Consider the following 16,359-nt stretch of genomic DNA (forward strand, 5'->3'; position numbering starts at 1 on the left):
GGCTGTCGAGAGAGTGAGGCAGCGCGTGCGGGCGATCAAGCCGCCCCTTGGAACAAACTGGCCTGCTTCCTGTCCTATCCGGGCCGAAGCGCGCTATTTGCAGGACCATCAGGTCAGCCGGATTTTATTATATAATTTCCGAACATTGTAACGAAATGTCAAAATGTGCGGGAAATATGCGAAGCTAAGCGAAAGCGTTCGCCTTGCGGAGATGCCCATAGGCCTCGATCACCGCCTGCAAGGCGCTTTCATGGCTGCGGTCGCCGCCATTATGGTCGGGGTGATAGCGGCGCAGCAATTCGGTGTAACGTGTCCTCAGCGCCTTGCGGTCGGCGTCGATGGCAAGGCCCATGACGGCAAGCTGCCTGCGGTCCTCGCCCGAAAGGAACCTGCCGTCCTGCCGCATCTGGTTCGCCTGGCGCGCCTTGGCCACCCGCTCGCGGAACTTCGCGCCGATGGCGTCGAGCGGATCGGCGAAGTCCGACCATTTGGGCGGCGGGCTGTGCGCGTTGGAGGAAAAGGCCCGCGTCTCCCGCTCCCACCCCGCATAGGGACGCTGGGCCGCGGCGATCTCTTCGGGAGACATGCCGGTGAAGAAATTATAGCCCTGATTGAACGCCCGCACATGGTCGAGGCAGAGCCAGCGCCATTGAGGCCCCTCCTGATGCGCGCGCGCGCCCTCCGCCGGGGGCGCGCGGAACTCGCCCGGTTCGGGGCATCCCTCCACCGCGCACGGCCGGTCGCTTTCCACACGTCCATGGAAGCGGTTGAAGCGGCGGGTCGAAAAGGGATCGGTGGACAAGAGGAACCTGATGAAAGGGACGGCAAAGCGTCTATATAGGCGCCATGACCACCGACCTCAAAGGCCCAGTTGCCACCGAAATCGAAGCGCGCCTGCGCGCTGCCCTGTCGCCCGACCGCCTCGCCGTCATCGACGACAGCGAAAAGCATCGCGGCCATGCCGGCCATGACGGATCGGGCGAGAGCCACTTCACCGTCGACATCGTGTCCGCCCGCTTCACCGGCCAGAGCCGTGTCGCGCGCCAGCGCCTCGTCAACGCGGCGCTCGCCGACCTGCTGCGCGACAAGGTCCACGCCCTCGCCATCAAGGCCCGCGCACCCGGAGAAGCGTGAGACTTTTGGCCCCGCCGGCGGGTTCTGCCTCCCGACAAGGAGCATGATCCGATGAGCTATGATTTCTGGTATTGGCCGACCATCCCCGGCCGCGGCGAGTTCGTCCGCCTGACCCTCGAAGCATGCGGCATCCCCTATCGCGACCGCGCGCGGGAGGACGGGGCGCAGGCGATGATCGCCGACATGGGCCTGCACGATACCGCCCCGGCCTTCGCGCCGCCCTATCTCGCCATCGACGGCGCGACCGTTGCGCAGACCGCGAACATCCTCTTCTACCTCGCCGAACGGCACGACTGCGGCCCGTCCGCGATGAAGGCGCGCACCTGGCTGGCGCAGGCGCAGCTTACGATCATGGACATAGTGGCCGAAGCGCATGACGTGCATCACCCGGTCGGCGTCGGCCTCTATTATGAGGACCAGAAGGCCGAAGCACTGCGCTGCGCGCAGGAATTCCGCGCCACCCGCATCCCCAAATATCTTGGCTGGTTCGAACGGGCGCTGGCGGCGCAGGAGGGCGACTGGCTGGCGGGCGGCCGCTGGAGCTATGCCGACCTCTCGCTCTTCCACCTGATCGCCGGGCTGCGCTACGCCTTCCCGCAGCGCATGGCGACGCTTTCGGGCACATTTCCGAAACTGTCCGTTCTCCACGACAGGGTTGCCGCCCTGCCGGAATTGCAGGACTATCTTTCCAGTGACCGGCGGCTGCCGTTCAATGAAGACGACATATTCCGCCATTATCCCGAACTGGACGCGCCATGACCCTCGACGACCTCATCCTCCAGACCGTGACGCCCACGACGCACGACCTCGGCGACTTCCGCGTGCACCGCTCGCTGCCGGTCAGGGGGCGCACGATGGTCGGCCCGTTCATCTTCTTCGATCAGGCCGGTCCGGCGCAGATCGGGCCGGGGCAGGGCATCGACGTGCGCCCGCACCCCCACATCAATCTCGCGACCGTCACCTATATGTATGAAGGCGCGTTCCTGCACCGCGACTCCCTCGGCACGCAGCAGTTGATCGAGCCGGGCGCGGTCAACCTGATGACCGCGGGCAGGGGCATCGTCCATTCCGAACGCTCGCCCGAAGAGGATCGCGTCAAGGCGTCGAAACTCTCGGCGATCCAGACCTGGCTCGCGCTGCCCGATGCGGTGGAGGAAATGGACCCGGCGTTCGAGCATGTGGGCGAAGGCGGCCTCCCGGTGATCGAGGATGGCGGCGCGCGGGCGCGGGTCATCATGGGGTCGCTCTGGGGCGAAACCTCGCCCGTCACCACCTATGCCCACACCATCTATGCCGACATCCAGCTTCTGCCCGGCGGCCGTATCGCCATCGACGCATCAGCGGACGAGCGCGCGCTCTACGTCTCGGGCGGCGACGCGATGCTCGACGGCGCGATGCTGACGCCGCAGACTCTCTATGTCCTGCGCCCCGGCACCGCCGCCACGCTGTCGAGCGTCGATGGCGGACGGATCGTGCTGTGCGGCGGCGAAGCCTTCACCTCTCCGCGCCATGTCTGGTGGAATTTCGTGTCGTCGCGGCCCGACCGTCTGATGCAGGCGCGCGAGGACTGGGAAGCGCTGCGCTTCCCGCTCATCCCCGGCGACGATCAGGAATATATCCCGATCCCGCAGGGCCGCCCCAAGACGGTCAGCTACCCTTAAACGCTACTGGACGAAGGTCAGCGACAGATTTTCGGCATTTTTGGGAATGTCGATGCGGCTCTCGTTGATCGACGCTTCCTCGCCGGGCTTCAGGCGCATCTTGTCCGCCTTCGTCGTCCAGCTAAACACCAGCCGGTTCTGCCGGTCGCGCAGTTGCACCAGCACCGGCGGCACCGGCAGCGCCTGCGCGCTGCTGTTCACGATCCGCGCGCCGAAGGCGAAATATTCCTCCCCGGTCGGCAGCTTGCGCCGTTCGGCGGGCTTGGAAAGGTAAAAGAGCAGGTCAGGATCGCCCTCTTCGGGAAAGAGGCCCATCGACACCATCCAGCCCGGCGGCCCGAAATAGCTGAGCGCCCCCGCAGCGCCGCCCACGACGATGAAGAAGGCCACCGCCGCCCAGGTCAGGAGCTTCAGGCGATTGCGGCGCGGTCTCGCCGGCGGGTCGGCCGGAAAGGTCCAGTCATCCTCGTCAGCCGCCGCAGGCGCGCCTGCGTAAATGTCGTCGAACCGATGGTCGCGGGCCGCTTCAGCGGGTTCTTCGATGGCATCGGCCGTCGCTGGTGCAGCCGCTATCTCTTCCGCTACAGGCTCCTCCTCCCGGACCCGCGGCGGGGGAGGGGGAGGCGGCGGTGCTGGCGGAGCCACCGGCTCGGGCGGCGGCGCGGCGACGGGCGCTGCCGCCATCTCCGCCACCGTTTCACGTTCGGGCAGCACCGCCGGTTCCTGAAACCAGCTATGCTTGCACGCCGCGCAGCGGACCTGGCGGCCATTCGCGCCGACGGCGCTGTCCGGCACGACATAGCGCGTCGCGCAATTGGGGCACACCAGGATCATGACGCTTCATAGGCATGTCACGGACTCGCGCGCAAGCGGCAAGAATGGGCATGCGACTCGCGCGATTGCGCGGGCGGGCTTTACGGCGGGCGGGCGGCTGTGCCATGGCTTGGCTATCGGGGAGCCAGGGAGCGCCGCTGCGCGCAATTTCACGCCATGTCCGCCATCGTCCAGTTCGAAAATGTGGGGCTGCGCTACGGTCTGGACAGCGAAACCCTCTCCGATGTCAGCTTCTCGCTGGCGGGCGGCGGCTTCTATTTCCTGACCGGATCGTCGGGCGCGGGCAAGACATCGCTGCTGAAACTCCTCTACCTCGCCCAGCGGCCCAGCCGGGGCGTCATCCGCCTGTTCGGCGAGGATGTCGTAACGCTGCCCCGCAAGCGCCTGCCCGGCTTCCGCCGCCGCATCGGCGTCGTCTTTCAGGACTTCCGCCTCGTCCCGCATCTTTCCGCCTATGACAATATCGCCCTGCCGCTGCGGGTAGCCGGCATGGAGGAGAGCGAGGTCGCCGCGCCTGTCGCCGAAATGCTCGACTGGGTGGGCCTTGGAGACCGGGGCGAAGCGCGGCCCGCCACCCTGTCGGGCGGCGAGCAGCAGCGCGTCGCCATCGCCCGCGCGGTGATCGGGCGGCCCGAAATCCTCGTCGCGGACGAACCCACCGGCAATGTCGACGCCGACATGGCGCGCCGCCTCCTGACCCTGTTCGAAGCGCTCAACCGCCTTGGCACCACGATCGTCGTCGCGACCCACGACCTGCCCCTGATCGCACAGGTCGAAGGCGCGCAGATGATGCGGCTCGACAAGGGGCGGCTCGCCGATCCCACCGGCATGCTGCGCTATCCGCCGCGTCCGCAGGACCGGCACGCATGATCGCCAGCCCCCAGCGCAAGGCGGCCGCCATCGCCCGCCATCGCCTGCTGCCCGAAGGCCGCGTCGCAGGACCGATGCCGTGGATCATCGCGATCATGATGTTCCTCACCGTCCTGTCCGCCGCCGCCGGCATCGGCCTTGGCGCGGCGGTGCGCGCGCTCAGCGCCGACCTTGCGGGCCGGGCGAGCGTTCAGGTGGTCGAGGCCGATCCGCAGGCGCGCGCGGCGCTGGCGGCGCGGACATTGCAGGCGTTGCGATCCTCCCGCGACGTGCGCACCGCGACGCCGGTCGATCCCGCCGCGCTGGCGGAGCAGCTTCGCCCATGGCTCGGCGATGCGGCCACCAGCGGCGACCTGCCGGTGCCCGCGCTCATCGACGTGACGCTGACGCCGGGCGATGCCGCAGCAAAGGTGGCGGCGCTGCGCCGGTCGCTTGCTGGCCTGTCCCCGAAACTGCGCGTGGAGCCGCACGCCGCCTTCCTCGCGCCGCTCGCCGGTCTCCTGGGCGCGCTCGGCTGGCTGGCGCTCGGCGTCGTCGTCCTGATGGCGCTCGCGACCGGCGCGGTCGTCGTGCTGGCGGCGCGCGGCGCGCATGACAGCCATCGCGGCACCATCGACGTCCTGCACCTGATGGGCTCGACCGATGTGCAGATCGCCCGCCTGTTCCAGCGGCGCATCGGTCTCGACGCCCTGCTCGGCAGCGCGCTGGGCTTCGTGTCCGCCGTGCTGGTCCTCCTGCTCATCGGCCTGCGCCTGACGGCGGCGGGGTCCGACCTGCTCGGCGCGGTGCGGATCGACGCGCGGGGCTGGATCGCCCTCGCGCTGCTGCCGGTGGCGGGCGTGGCGCTGGCGATGCTGACCGCGCGCTGGACCGTGCTGCGCGCGCTGGGGCGGATGCTGTGATCGTCCGCTTCGCCGCCTTGAGCCTGCTCGCGTGGATGCTCGGCTTCGCCTGGTTCGCGATCCTCCTGCCCCAGCCGCTCGACGGGCGGGAGACGGACGCCATCGTCGTGCTGACCGGCGGAGCGGGACGGATCGACCGTGGCCTCGCCCTGATGGAAGAGGGCGCGGCCAAGCGGATGCTGATTTCCGGCGTCGACCGTGCCGTCCGCCCGTCCGAACTCGCCGCGCAATATAAGGCGCCCGAAAAGCTCTTCGCCTGCTGCATCACCTTGGGTCGCGAAGCCATCGACACCCGCTCCAACGGCATCGAGACGGCACGCTGGCTGGAGCGGCGGGACTATCGCACCGTGCGGCTCATCACGACCGACTGGCACATGCGCCGCGCCGCGCTGGAACTGCGGCAGGCGCTGCCCGCGCGCGTCAGCATCGTCTACGACGCGGTGCCCAGCCGCCCCAGCCTCACGATGCTGATGCGCGAATATAATAAATATCTGCTGCGGCGCTTCGCCGCGCTGATCGGCATCTGAAAGCCTTGCCCGTGACTGCGATCCGCTCGCTTCTCTTCGCGATCGTCTTCTATGCAGGGAGCTTCGGTTTCGTGCTGACGGCGATGCTGCTCGGCTGGACCGCGCCCGGCGCGGTGCAGGCCATCGCGACCGCCTGGAGCCGCTTCCACCGCCGCTGCGCGCGCTGGCTTCTGGGCCAGAAAGTCGTGGTGCAGGGCGACCTGCCGCACGGCCCCTATCTCTACATCGTCAAGCATGAATCCATGTTCGAAACCATCGACATGCTCTGCCTGTTCGACCGGCCCGCCATCGCCGCGAAGCGCGAGCTGCTGGACATTCCGCTGTGGGGCGGGATCGCGCGGCGCTATGGCCTCATCCCCATCGAGCGCAGCGCGGGCGCGACGGCGCTGCGCACCCTGCGCGCCGCCGCGCGGGAAGCGACGGCGCAGGGCCGGGCGATCTGCCTCTTCCCCGAAGGCACGCGCGTCCCCCATGGCGAGCGTCCGCCGCTCAAGTCGGGTTTCGCGGGCCTCTACGGCCTGCTCGGCCTGCCGGTCGTGCCGATCGCCATCGACAGCGGGCGCGTCTCGCCGCGCGGGCGTTTCCTCAAGCGCGCGGGCACCATCACCTACAAAGTGGGCGAGATGATCCCGCCCGGCCTCGACCGTAAGGAAGTCGAAGCGAAGGTCCACGCCGCCATCAACGCGCTCAACGCGGGCTAGGCTGCGTCGACGAAAGGGATTTCTATTCCGCCTGACTTCTTATTCAACGCTGTTTATCTGATGAAACGGTGTAGTTTATATGAGCAAGCTAACTCGACAGATATATATACCCGGCGACACTCCGCTGCCCCCGAGCGCTGATCCTGTCCCTCCTCAAAATCTACCGGAAGACGAGCGTTTCGTGGTGCATCCACCTGTGAGTTATCCACCTTTATCAAGCGACTGGTTTCATTTTCGCAGTTCGCAGGTGATGCCACGCGAACTGCTGGACGCCAGATATATCAATGAACCAGAAATGTTCGCGCGCTTTTATGGTGACGGCAAAGGACTGAAAGGCTGTCCGCCTCCAATATGGCAGGTTAAGGGAAAAGCCCGAAGATATCCTGACTTCTGGGTACACGGATATTTCTATGTATTATCCTCAAGGTTGAAGTCGATGCTCGATGAGCATGCTCCTGGTGCAATCGAAGCCCTGCCTTTGCGGATAGAGACTCTGGAAGGGAATCTGGTTCGAGACGATTACTGGGTAGCCGATGTTACTCTCAGCATAAAGGGGATCGATTGGGCCAATTCCATAGTGGCGTATCAGCATCTTCTTGGTGGAATCAGCGCGCAACCATTGAACATCGTCATGCGCGACGAAGCTCTCGGCCTCGCCATGTTTCGCGACGTGAATAGATCAGGCGTATTCATTCACAGGAATTTATACGAAATTCTGGCGAATGCGAAACCTAAAGTGACCGGCACATATTTTACTGAAGTTTGGTGAGACGGGGATTTTGTAATGCCACCTACAGGCGCGCCGAATGGCAGCGCCAGCAGGCTTATGCCTTTAAAGGCTGGGTTTCAGCGGCAACACGTAATTCCGACCGAGTATAAAGATCATCCCGTAATTAAGGAGATCTACAAGCACCCTGAAACTAGTGAGACCGCCCGAAATCGGGCTTCGCGTCGTCCTGCCCCTGCTCGATGATCGACCGGCGGATCGCGCGGGTGCGGGTGAAGAGGTTGAACAGTGCGTCGCCGTCGTTCCACCGGATCGCGCGCTGGAGCGCCGACAGATCCTCCGAGAAACGCTGGAGCATCTCCAGCACCGCGTCCTTGTTCGCCAGGAACACGTCGCGCCACATGGTCGGGTCCGACGCCGCGATCCGGGTGAAATCGCGGAAGCCGCCCGCCGAATATTTGATGACCTCGCTCTGCGTCACATTCTCAAGGTCGCTCGCCGTGCCGACGATGGTGTAGGCGATGAGGTGCGGCAGGTGGCTCGTCACCGCGAGCACCAGATCATGATGCGCCGGTTCCATTGTCTCGACCTGCGCCCCCACGCGCCGCCACAGTTCGGCGACGCGCTCGACGGCGGCGGGGTCGGCGCCGGCGGGTGGCGTGACGATCGACCAGCGGCCCTTGAACAGGGTGGCGAACCCGGCCTCCGGTCCGCTATTCTCCGTGCCCGCCACCGGATGCGCGGGAATGATCGTGCGGCCGGGGAGCGCCGCGTCGAGCTGCGCCAGCACGTCCGCCTTGCACGATCCCACATCGCTGATGATGCAGTCGGCGGGCAGGTCGTCGGCGATCTCCGCCGCCGCCGCGCCCATCGCGCGGACGGGCACGCACAGGATGACGAGGTCGGCGTCCGTCACCGCCGCGCCCGCCGTGTCGGTCACATCGTCGCAAAGGTCGATGCGCCGCGCCGTTTCCCGCACCGCGGGGTTCGCGTCATGGCCCGTGACGCGGACGGTCGGCATCTCCGCCCGGATGGCGCGGCAGAGTGACGAGCCGATAAGGCCAAGGCCGATGACGGTGATGCGGGCGAAAGGCAGCATCGCGATCAGGCCGCTTCCGCCATGGCGCGCAGCTTCGCCGCGACCGCGCGCGTCTGCTCTTCGGTGCCGATGGTGATGCGCAGCCCGTTGGGCAGCCCCTGTCCCGGCAGCCAGCGTGTCGCATAGCCTTCGTCCCACAGCCCCTTCATCGCCGCTTCTGCGGTCAGCCTGCCGTCGAACAGGATGAGGAGGAAGTTGGTCCGGCTCGGCACCGCGCGCAGGCCGTGGTTGGACAGGGCGGCGACCTCGCCCGCCAGCCACTCGCGCCACTGCGCATTGTGCGACCGGCTGCGTTCCACCCATGCCGTGTCGGCGATGGCGGCAATGGCGGCGGCCTGCCCGGCGGTCGTCACGTTGAAGGGCGCACGGATGCGGTGGAGAATGTCGATCACCTCCGCGCTGCCATATCCCCAGCCGATCCGTTCGGCGGCAAGGCCATAGATTTTCGAGAAGGTGCGCGTCACCAGCACATTGGCCGCGCTCTTCGCCAGCTCAAGGCCGCCGTCATCCTCGTCCGCGTCCAGATATTCGGCATAGGCCTGATCGAGGACGAAGAGGATGTCGGGACGCAGCCCTGCGTGCAGCCGCGCGATTTCGGCACGGGGCGTCATCGTGCCGGTAGGGTTGTTGGGATTGGCGAGGAACACGACCTTCGTCCGATCCGTCACGCTGGCGAGCAGCGCATCGACATCGGTCGCATAGTCGCGGTCGGGCGCAACCACCGGCGTCGCGCCCACGCGCCGCGCCGCGATGTCGTAGACCGAAAAGCCGTAGCGGACATAGAGCACCTCGTCGCCCGGCCCGGCATAGGCGCTCGCGGCCAGATGCAGCAGTTCGTCCGACCCGGTGCCGTAGATGATCCGCTCGGGATCGAGGCCGTGATGCGCGCCGATCGCCTCGCGCAGTTTCGCGGCCGACGGGTCGGGATAGGTCGCCATGTCCGCCGTCGCCGCCAGAAAGGCCGCGCGCGCAGCCTCCCCGGTGCCGAGCGGGTTCTCATTGGCGGAAAGTTTGATGAGGGGGCGACCATCGTCGGCCGCCGACTTGCCCGGCACATAGGCGGAGATGCCGAGAATCCAGTCCTTGGGAAGCGGTTTTGTCATGGGGCCGGGCTTTAGCGGCTGGACGCAAAAAGGCAAAGCCCGCACCTGCGGCGCTGGGGCTAGAGCGGGCGCGACGCCCCGACCTCATACATCCGCAGCTTGCGGTCGCCGATCCCGAGCTGCGCTCCGGCGGCGCGCCATTCGGCGAGGTGAGCGGTGGCGACATGCCGGTCGAACGCCGTCTGGTCCGACCATAATTCCTGGACATGGATAAGGCCCGGCTCGATCACATCTTCGGCATAATTATATTCGATGCAGCCATCCTCCGCGAGGCTGGCCTCGACCATCTTCTTCATGAACGGACGGGCCGCCTCCAGATTGGCGGCGGGCAGGCGGATGGTTCCCACGATCAGCAGCATGGTCGGCAGCCTATCGCGCGGGCGCCTGCTTGGGAAGCCCGCTTCCTCAGACGACCGGCGTCGGGAGCGGCTTTCCGGCGAAATGCGCGTCGAGATTGGCCAGCACCATGTCCGCCATCGCGCGGCGGCTGTGCCGTGTGGCGCTGCCCTGATGGGGTTGCAGCACGACATGCTCCATCGTCAGCAGTGCCTGCGGCACATGCGGTTCGTTGACGAACACGTCGAGGCCCGCGCCCGCGATGCGCCGCTCCGCCAGCGCTGCGACCAGCGCATCCTCGTCGATCACGCGGCCCCGGCTGATGTTGACGATGACGCCGTCCGGTCCCAGCGCGTCGAGCATCTCCGCGTCGACCAGGCTCGCCGCTTCCGGTCCGCCCGAAGTCGCGACCATGATGACATCGCACGCCCGCGCGAAGGCGATACGGTCGGCGACGTAGCGATAGGGCGCGTCCGCCACTTCCCGCCGGTTGTGGTAGAGGATTTCGCCCGCCGCCTCCAGCCGCGCGGCGATCGCGCGACCGATGCGGCCAAGGCCCAATATGCCGATCCGCGATCCCGTCACCCGGCCCGCCAGCGCCGGTATGCTGCCCCGCGCCCAGTCGCCCCGCCGCACCAGTGCGTCATTGGCGACCATGTTGCGCACCGTGGCGTAGAGCAGGCCCACGGCAAGGTCGGCGGTGTCGTCGGTCAGCACGTCTGGCGTGTTGGTGACTCGGATGCCCTTCGCACGGGCATGGCCGATGTCCACCTTGTCGTAGCCGACAGAGAACATCGCGATGAGTTCCAGCCTGGGCAGCGCGTCCATGATGGCGGCGGGCGCGCCCACCAGCCCGAAACTCACCAGCGCCCGCGCCTGCCGCACGGCATCGGGCAGCGCGGACGGATCGCTGTCCGGATCGACCGCATGAACGGTGAAGCGCCGCGCCAGCTCCTCGTTCAGATAGGGGTGCAGGGAGCCATAGGCGACGATGCTGGGACGGTCGGATTCGATCATGCCGACCCCCTAGGGCCATTCTCTTCAGGGCACCAGATCGGCGGCCAGATTGATTGGCCAGATTGACAGCGAAGCGCGCCGGTCCTAGCCCCGCGCCATCATGGCGAGCCTCCCTTTCAGCGACGACAGCCGTTTCGGCCTGCGCCGGCAGGCGCGCCTGCCCGGACCGCTCGCCCTGTCGAGCGGCGCGAGCCTCGGCCCCGTCGATATCGCCTATGAAACCTATGGGCAGATGAACGCGGACCGGTCCAACGTCATCCTCATCTGCCATGCGCTGACCGGCGACCAATATGTCGCGTCCGACCATCCGGTAACAGGCAAGCCCGGCTGGTGGTGGCGCATGGTGGGCGAGGGGAAGCCCGTCGATCCGGCGCGCCACTTCATTGTCTGCTCCAACGTCATCGGCAGTTGCATGGGATCGTCCGGTCCGGCGAGCCTCGATCCCGCGACCGGCGAACCCTTTGCCATGCGCTTTCCGGTGCTGACCATCGCCGACATGGTGCGGGCGCAGGCGGCTCTGCTCGACCATCTGGGCGTCGACCGGCTGGCGGCGGTGATCGGCGGGTCCATGGGCGGAATGCAGGCGCTGACCTGGCCGACGCTCTTCCCCGACCGGGTGGAGCGCTGCGTCGTGATCGCCTCGACCGCGCGGCACAGCGCGCAGAACATCGCCTTCCACGAAGTCGGGCGGCAGGCGATCATGGCCGATCCCAACTGGCGCGGCGGCGATTATTATGCCGACGGGCAACCGCCGGTCGCGGGCCTCGCCGTCGCGCGCATGGCGGCGCACATCACCTATCTGTCCGAAGCGGGCCTCACCGAGAAATTCGGGCGGCGCCTTCAGGCGCGCGATGCCAAGACTTTCGGCTTCGACGCCGATTTTCAGGTGGAAAGCTATCTGCGCCATCAGGGGTTGAGCTTCACCGACCGGTTCGACGCCAATTCCTATCTCTATATCACCCGCGCGATGGACTATTACGACATTGCCGAGGATCATGGCGGCGGCCTCGCAAAGGCCTTCGCAGGCACGAAAGCGCGCTTCTGCCTCGTCAGCTTCGATACCGACTGGCTCTATCCCACCGCCGAATCGCGGATCATCGTCCATGCGCTCAACGCCAGCGGCGCGCAGGCGAGCTTCGTCGAGCTTTCCAGCCCGTTCGGCCACGACGCCTTCCTGCTGGAAAGCCCGGAGCTGAACCGCGTCGTCGACGGCTTCCTGCGCGGCGGTCGCGCATGAGCGGCACGCTGCGCCCCGACCTCGCCCTGATCGCCCGCACCGTGCGGCCGGGCGCGCGGGTGCTCGACGTGGGGTGCGGCGACGGCGCGCTGATGGCGGCGCTGCGCGACAATGCGAATGCCGATGCGCGCGGACTGGAGATCGACGGCTCGAACGTCGCCGCCGCCGTCGCGCGCGGGCTGTCGGTGGTGCAGGGGGATGCCGACACCGACCTTGGCTATTATCCTGACGCCAGCTTCGACTATGCGATCCTGAGCCAGACGCTCCAGACGACGCGGCGGCCCGATCTGGTGGTCGAGGAACTGCTGCGCATCGGCGCGCAGGCGTTCGTGTCCTTCCCCAATTTCGCGCACTGGCGCGGGCGGCTGTCGCTGATGTGGGGGGGGCGGATGCCGGTGACGCGGCTGCTGCCCGACACCTGGTATGACACGCTCAACATCCATCATGTGACAGTAGACGATTTCCGCGCGCTGGTGAAGGAGCGGGGCTGGCATATCGACGGGCAGTGGTTCCTGAAGGGCGACCGCGAAACGACCCACGCCAACGCCAATCTGTTCGCCGAACATGCGGTGTTCCTGCTGCGGAAATAGGCGTCAGGCGAGCGCCTTCACCCGCGCCCCGATCATCCGCAGTTCCTGGACGAAGCGCGCCCGCTCTTCGGCCCGCTTGGCCTCGTCGGGCAGGCGGAGGAGGTAGCTCGGGTGCACCGTCACCCACCCTTCCGCTCCGCTCTCCAGCCCGATGGCGGAGCCGCGCGTCCGGCTGATCGTCACCGCCTTGCCCAGCATCGCGCGCGCCGCCGACGCGCCCAGCGCGACGATGACGCGGGGCCGGATCAGGTCGATTTCCTGCCCCAGCCACCAGCGGCACGCCTGAATCTCGCCAGCATCCGGCGACTGGTGCAGCCGCCGCTTGCCCTGCCGCACGAATTTGAAATGCTTGACCGCGTTGGTGACATAGGCGCGCGAGCGATCGACGCCCGCCTCCGCCAGTGCTGCGTCGAACAACTGCCCGGCGGGACCGACGAAGGGACGCCCGGCAACGTCCTCCTGATCGCCCGGCTGCTCGCCGATGAAGAACAGGGCCGCGTCGAGCGGCCCTTCGCCGAACACGGTCTGCGTCGCATCCCGGTAGAGCGGGCAGCGCGTGCACGCCATCGCCTCGTCACGGATGGCCGCCCAGACGGTCGCGGCGTTGCCCTGCCGCTTCTGCGGCTTTTCGGGCAGCGGCGCAGTCGCGATCATGGCGGCCTCGCGCGCCTGCGCTCCGGCGATCAGGTCGGGGATGAGCGCGGCTTCGGGCAGGTTGCGCCAGTATTTCTTGGGCATTTCGGACAGCATCGCGCCAGTCTTGAGCCGGGCCGGGTTGAAGATCGCGGCATAATAGCCTTTCCACAAAGCCTCGACCGCGTCGCCATCCGGCGCATCGGCGCGGGTGGCGCCCGGCCCCTGTGACAACGTCTCGCCATCCCAGTGGATGCTGATCTCCGGCGTCAGGATCGACCAGCGCATCGTCGCGAACCGCCGCACGAAGAATCCCGCATTGGCGCGGACGATATGATGCTCCGGCTCGAACCAGGCGACGAAGCGCGACTCCTCGCCGTCCTCCACCTCGCGGAACCGCACGAAGGCGCGCATCTTGTGGATGTCGCGCCGCACAGCCTTCGCCAGCCCATCGACGCGGCGCAGCAGCGGATCTGCCTTGTCCTCCATCGCGCCCGGCCGGTCCCGTACCCGCACCAGCAGGGCGTAAAGCAGACCGAACCGCTCATCCTCGCGATGCAATATCGCCTTTTCGGCCAGTTCCACGAAGCTGCGCGGCACGGAGAAAGCGGATCGCAGCGGCTCGGGCGGCAGAGGATCGCCCCCGAACAGGTCGCCCGGCGCATCCCCGACGCTCCATGTCACATCGGCGGCTTCCACCCCTGCCGTCGCCAGCCGCCGCGCCGCTGCCCGCCAGCCGTCGAAATCGTCAGGGGCGGGCAGGGCGACGCGATACATCGGCTTTCGAGGCACAGCGGGTAGGGGTCAATCCTCTGCCTGCGCCCGCTCCAGTTCGGCAGGCTTGCGCTCGGCGAACTTCTCGCCCAGCGCCTTTTCCTCCTTGTCGGACAGATCCTTCGCGGCGTCCGGGAACATCTCCTCTTCCTCCTCCTCGATATGGTGGAGGTAGCGCTTCTTGAGCTGGGCGAAGGTTTCGCGCCATTTCTTGCCGTTGAACGCCTGCTTTTCCATCTCCTCCAGATAATCCTCGATCTCCTTATGCTCGGACACGCTGTGCTGGGCGTCCTCGCGCAGGTCGGGGCGGGCGAGCATGGTGGCGTAGAGGGTTTCCTCCTCGGCGGCGGCGTGCGCCTTCACCTCGACCCTGAACTGGTCGAACAGCTTTTCCAGCCGGTCGTTGTCATCCTTCGCCTCGTCCATCTTGGCGAAAAGCTGACGGTGGCTGTCATGATCCTGTTTCAGGCGGTCGAAAATACTGGCTTTGGCCATGGGGCTTCTCCTCTGGGATTTGCAGGGGAGAACGACAGGCGCGGCTTTTGGGTCCGGCGCTACCCGAAGAGGAAGCGATAGATGATCGCGACGGGTATCCATAGCAGCGCGCCCACGATGCTCGCCGTCCAGAGCTGCGCGACGTCGCGGCGGAAGCGCAGGGCGAGGCCGCCCTGCGACAGGCCACCCTGTTCCAGCATCTGCCAGCGATGCTCCAGCGCGCGGGCCGCCAGCGCATAGCCGCCGATGGCGACGATGATGCCCAGATGCAGGACCAGCGATCCGCCCATTTTCGCGACGATGCCGATCTGTAACAGGCAGAATGCGACCAGCGCGAACGCCAGATGCGTGCTGATCCGTTTGGCGAAGCTTTTGCGCGACGTCGCGCGACTGCCGAGTGCGGTCGCCAAGACCCATCTCCTCTCAAGACCCAGACCGGAGAATTTCACGAGTCGGCACGGCGATCAACCCTTATGTGAAGAGGTCGAGCTGTTTCGCCGGCGGGACCAGACGGGTGCGCAGGTCGGCCCGGTCGGTCAGCGCCACCGGCCGCCAGTCCGCCGCGATCAGGAACGGGCGCAGCTTCCGGATCGAAGTGGTGAGCCGCGCCACATCGTCGAGCCGCAGGCGGCGGTGGCGGCGGCTCATCAGGATGCGATCCACTGCTTTGACGCCCAGCCCCGGCACCCGGAGCAGCGCCTCGCGCGGCGCGCGGTTGACGTCGACCGGAAAGGCAGCGCGATGGTTGAGCGCCCAGGCGAGCTTGGGGTCGATGTCGAGCGGCAGGCAGCCGGTCGCTTCGTCCGTCGCCGCCGCGATCTCGGTCGCGTCATAGCCGTAGAAGCGGATCATCCAGTCGGACTGGTAAAGCCGGTGCTCGCGCATCAGCGGCGGGCGCTTCAGCGGCAGCACGGCGCTCGGCGAAGGGATGGGCGAAAAGGCGCTGTAATAGACGCGGCGCAGCTTGTGCCGGTCGTATAGATTGCTCGCCCGCGCGATGATGGCGCGGTCGTCGGCGGCGTCGGCGCCCACGATCATCTGCGTGGACTGGCCGGCGGGGGCGAATTTGGGCGCGTGCCGATATTTGCGCTTCGCGTCGCGCTTGTCCTCGATTTCGTCCTTGAGCTGGCCCATCGCCCCTTCGATCCGCCCGCCATCCTTTTCCGGCGCGAGCCGCTTCAGCCCCGTTTCGGTCGGCAGTTCGACATTGATCGAGAGGCGGTCGGCATACAGCCCGGCAAGGGTGAGCAGTTCGGGGTCGGCGTCGGGTATTGTCTTGAGGTGAATATAGCCGCGAAAATCATGATCCTCGCGCAGCGACCGCGCGACCTCGACCAGTTGCTCCATCGTGTAATCGGACGAACGGATGATGCCCGAGGAAAGGAACAGCCCCTCGATATAGTTGCGGCGGTAGAAGCTGAGCGTCAGATCGACGACTTCCTGCGCGGTGAAGCGCGCGCGGCGCACGTCGCTCGACCGGCGGTTGATGCAATAATGACAGTCGAAGATGCAGCTATTGGTCAGCAGGATCTTGAGCAGCGAGATGCACCGGCCATCGGGCGCATAGGCGTGGCAGATGCCCATGCCTTCGGTCGATCCGATCCCCTTGCCGCCCCGGCTGTCGCGCTTCGCCGTCCCCGACGATGCGCAGGAGGCATCATATTTCGCCGCGTCGGCGAGGATTTCCAGTTTCTGCCGGGTGGAAATCTGCGCCATCTG

At 66.8% G+C, this 16,359-nt stretch carries 20 protein-coding genes; 10 read left to right on the forward strand and 10 right to left on the reverse strand.

Translation table 11 applies throughout. The features are described 5' to 3' along the window. Positions 1–184 precede the first annotated feature (184 nt). Positions 185–802 (reverse strand): J domain-containing protein, encoded by a 618-nt coding sequence (locus SAMIE_RS18490; protein ID WP_066695892.1) that lies wholly within the window; start codon positions 800–802, stop codon positions 185–187. Between the two features lie 44 nt (positions 803–846). On the opposite strand from SAMIE_RS18490, the gene SAMIE_RS18495 reads away from it, so the two are divergent. From SAMIE_RS18495 to SAMIE_RS18505, 3 genes are read left to right on the forward strand one after another with little or no spacing between them, the layout of a single operon-like run. Beyond that, the gene (locus tag SAMIE_RS18495) at positions 847–1,134 is read left to right on the forward strand and encodes a BolA family protein (RefSeq protein WP_066695904.1); all 288 of its coding nucleotides are present in this window, start codon (positions 847–849) and stop codon (positions 1,132–1,134) included. Positions 1,135–1,185: 51 nt separating this feature from the next. Beyond that, positions 1,186–1,893: a glutathione S-transferase gene (locus SAMIE_RS18500; protein ID WP_066695905.1), complete on the forward strand. Its 708-nt coding sequence runs from the start codon at positions 1,186–1,188 to the stop codon at positions 1,891–1,893. Continuing rightward, positions 1,890–2,795, forward strand: a complete 906-nt coding sequence (locus tag SAMIE_RS18505) for a pirin family protein (protein ID WP_066695907.1) — start codon at positions 1,890–1,892, stop codon at positions 2,793–2,795. Before SAMIE_RS18500 ends, SAMIE_RS18505 begins: the two co-directional genes overlap by 4 nt. Positions 2,796–2,798: 3 nt before the next feature. On the opposite strand, the gene SAMIE_RS18510 is transcribed toward SAMIE_RS18505, so the two are convergent. Continuing rightward, complete coding sequence (locus SAMIE_RS18510; protein ID WP_066695909.1) at positions 2,799–3,629, reverse strand: zinc-ribbon domain-containing protein; 831 nt, start codon at positions 3,627–3,629, stop codon at positions 2,799–2,801. 156 nt (positions 3,630–3,785) lie between these two features. Here SAMIE_RS18510 and ftsE point away from each other — a divergent pair, with 156 nt between their 5' ends. The 5 genes from ftsE (at position 3,786) to SAMIE_RS18535 (ending at position 7,398) form a co-directional block, all read left to right on the forward strand. Next, positions 3,786–4,499 carry a cell division ATP-binding protein FtsE gene (gene ftsE / locus SAMIE_RS18515; RefSeq protein ID WP_066695911.1) on the forward strand — a complete coding sequence of 238 codons (714 nt, stop codon included), beginning with the start codon at positions 3,786–3,788 and terminating at the stop codon, positions 4,497–4,499. Further along, a complete protein-coding gene (locus SAMIE_RS18520; protein WP_066695913.1) occupies positions 4,496–5,401 on the forward strand; it encodes a cell division protein FtsX in 906 nt (301 codons plus the stop codon). Before ftsE ends, SAMIE_RS18520 begins: the two co-directional genes overlap by 4 nt. Next, positions 5,398–5,928 (forward strand): YdcF family protein, encoded by a 531-nt coding sequence (locus SAMIE_RS18525; protein ID WP_066695915.1) that lies wholly within the window; start codon positions 5,398–5,400, stop codon positions 5,926–5,928. Before SAMIE_RS18520 ends, SAMIE_RS18525 begins: the two co-directional genes overlap by 4 nt. Before the next feature lie 11 nt (positions 5,929–5,939). Then, positions 5,940–6,629 (forward strand): lysophospholipid acyltransferase family protein, encoded by a 690-nt coding sequence (locus SAMIE_RS18530; protein WP_066695918.1) that lies wholly within the window; start codon positions 5,940–5,942, stop codon positions 6,627–6,629. 79 nt (positions 6,630–6,708) lie between these two features. Further along, entirely contained in the window at positions 6,709–7,398 is a 690-nt protein-coding gene (locus SAMIE_RS18535) for an imm11 family protein (protein WP_126516903.1), read from the forward strand. Positions 7,399–7,549: 151 nt separating this feature from the next. On the opposite strand, the gene SAMIE_RS18540 is transcribed toward SAMIE_RS18535, so the two are convergent. The 4 genes from SAMIE_RS18540 to SAMIE_RS18555 are packed head-to-tail and all read right to left on the reverse strand — an operon-like array spanning position 7,550 to position 10,911. After that, entirely contained in the window at positions 7,550–8,455 is a 906-nt protein-coding gene (locus SAMIE_RS18540) for a prephenate/arogenate dehydrogenase family protein (RefSeq protein WP_066695924.1), read from the reverse strand. A gap of 5 nt (positions 8,456–8,460) precedes the next feature. Next, the gene (hisC, locus tag SAMIE_RS18545; RefSeq protein WP_066695928.1) at positions 8,461–9,558 is read right to left on the reverse strand and encodes a histidinol-phosphate transaminase; all 1,098 of its coding nucleotides are present in this window, start codon (positions 9,556–9,558) and stop codon (positions 8,461–8,463) included. 59 nt (positions 9,559–9,617) lie between these two features. Beyond that, complete coding sequence (locus SAMIE_RS18550) at positions 9,618–9,917, reverse strand: putative quinol monooxygenase (protein WP_066695931.1); 300 nt, start codon at positions 9,915–9,917, stop codon at positions 9,618–9,620. Between the two features lie 46 nt (positions 9,918–9,963). After that, positions 9,964–10,911 carry a 2-hydroxyacid dehydrogenase gene (locus SAMIE_RS18555; protein WP_066695934.1) on the reverse strand — a complete coding sequence of 316 codons (948 nt, stop codon included), beginning with the start codon at positions 10,909–10,911 and terminating at the stop codon, positions 9,964–9,966. A gap of 100 nt (positions 10,912–11,011) precedes the next feature. On the opposite strand from SAMIE_RS18555, the gene metX reads away from it, so the two are divergent. Together metX and metW are read left to right on the forward strand one after the other, a co-directional pair. Further along, on the forward strand, positions 11,012–12,148 hold the full coding sequence (gene metX, locus SAMIE_RS18560; RefSeq protein ID WP_066695937.1) for a homoserine O-acetyltransferase MetX: 1,137 nt from the start codon (positions 11,012–11,014) through the stop codon (positions 12,146–12,148). After that, positions 12,145–12,738: a methionine biosynthesis protein MetW gene (metW, locus tag SAMIE_RS18565; protein ID WP_066695940.1), complete on the forward strand. Its 594-nt coding sequence runs from the start codon at positions 12,145–12,147 to the stop codon at positions 12,736–12,738. The genes metX and metW overlap by 4 nt, the downstream gene beginning before the upstream one ends. A gap of 3 nt (positions 12,739–12,741) precedes the next feature. Here the strand turns inward: metW and SAMIE_RS18570 are convergent, their stop codons facing one another. The 4 genes from SAMIE_RS18570 to SAMIE_RS18585 form a co-directional block, all read right to left on the reverse strand. Beyond that, the gene (locus SAMIE_RS18570; RefSeq protein ID WP_066695943.1) at positions 12,742–14,148 is read right to left on the reverse strand and encodes a UdgX family uracil-DNA binding protein; all 1,407 of its coding nucleotides are present in this window, start codon (positions 14,146–14,148) and stop codon (positions 12,742–12,744) included. Between the two features lie 27 nt (positions 14,149–14,175). Further along, complete coding sequence (locus SAMIE_RS18575; RefSeq protein WP_066695945.1) at positions 14,176–14,640, reverse strand: hemerythrin domain-containing protein; 465 nt, start codon at positions 14,638–14,640, stop codon at positions 14,176–14,178. A 59-nt stretch (positions 14,641–14,699) separates the two neighbouring features. After that, positions 14,700–15,050, reverse strand: coding sequence for a hypothetical protein (locus SAMIE_RS18580; protein ID WP_066695946.1), 351 nt, complete (start codon positions 15,048–15,050; stop codon positions 14,700–14,702). A 61-nt stretch (positions 15,051–15,111) separates the two neighbouring features. Continuing rightward, complete coding sequence (locus tag SAMIE_RS18585; RefSeq protein ID WP_066696758.1) at positions 15,112–16,356, reverse strand: putative DNA modification/repair radical SAM protein; 1,245 nt, start codon at positions 16,354–16,356, stop codon at positions 15,112–15,114. Positions 16,357–16,359 lie beyond the last annotated feature (3 nt).

The organism is Sphingobium amiense (genome assembly GCF_003967075.1).
Taxonomy (GTDB): Bacteria; Pseudomonadota; Alphaproteobacteria; order Sphingomonadales; family Sphingomonadaceae; genus Sphingobium; species Sphingobium amiense.

Coding starts and splice junctions, on each gene's coding strand:
- metX (WP_066695937.1), top strand. CDS start 11,012: ATGGCGAGCCTCCCTTTCAGCGACGACAGCCGTTTCGGCCTGCGCCGG.
- SAMIE_RS18505 (WP_066695907.1), top strand. CDS start 1,890: ATGACCCTCGACGACCTCATCCTCCAGACCGTGACGCCCACGACGCAC.
- SAMIE_RS18575 (WP_066695945.1), bottom strand. CDS start 14,640: ATGGCCAAAGCCAGTATTTTCGACCGCCTGAAACAGGATCATGACAGC.
- SAMIE_RS18540 (WP_066695924.1), bottom strand. CDS start 8,455: ATGCTGCCTTTCGCCCGCATCACCGTCATCGGCCTTGGCCTTATCGGC.
- SAMIE_RS18520 (WP_066695913.1), top strand. CDS start 4,496: ATGATCGCCAGCCCCCAGCGCAAGGCGGCCGCCATCGCCCGCCATCGC.
- SAMIE_RS18510 (WP_066695909.1), bottom strand. CDS start 3,629: ATGATCCTGGTGTGCCCCAATTGCGCGACGCGCTATGTCGTGCCGGAC.
- hisC (WP_066695928.1), bottom strand. CDS start 9,558: ATGACAAAACCGCTTCCCAAGGACTGGATTCTCGGCATCTCCGCCTAT.
- SAMIE_RS18535 (WP_126516903.1), top strand. CDS start 6,709: ATGAGCAAGCTAACTCGACAGATATATATACCCGGCGACACTCCGCTG.
- SAMIE_RS18550 (WP_066695931.1), bottom strand. CDS start 9,917: ATGCTGCTGATCGTGGGAACCATCCGCCTGCCCGCCGCCAATCTGGAG.
- SAMIE_RS18555 (WP_066695934.1), bottom strand. CDS start 10,911: ATGATCGAATCCGACCGTCCCAGCATCGTCGCCTATGGCTCCCTGCAC.
- SAMIE_RS18570 (WP_066695943.1), bottom strand. CDS start 14,148: ATGTATCGCGTCGCCCTGCCCGCCCCTGACGATTTCGACGGCTGGCGG.
- metW (WP_066695940.1), top strand. CDS start 12,145: ATGAGCGGCACGCTGCGCCCCGACCTCGCCCTGATCGCCCGCACCGTG.
- SAMIE_RS18585 (WP_066696758.1), bottom strand. CDS start 16,356: ATGGCGCAGATTTCCACCCGGCAGAAACTGGAAATCCTCGCCGACGCG.
- SAMIE_RS18500 (WP_066695905.1), top strand. CDS start 1,186: ATGAGCTATGATTTCTGGTATTGGCCGACCATCCCCGGCCGCGGCGAG.
- SAMIE_RS18495 (WP_066695904.1), top strand. CDS start 847: ATGACCACCGACCTCAAAGGCCCAGTTGCCACCGAAATCGAAGCGCGC.
- ftsE (WP_066695911.1), top strand. CDS start 3,786: ATGTCCGCCATCGTCCAGTTCGAAAATGTGGGGCTGCGCTACGGTCTG.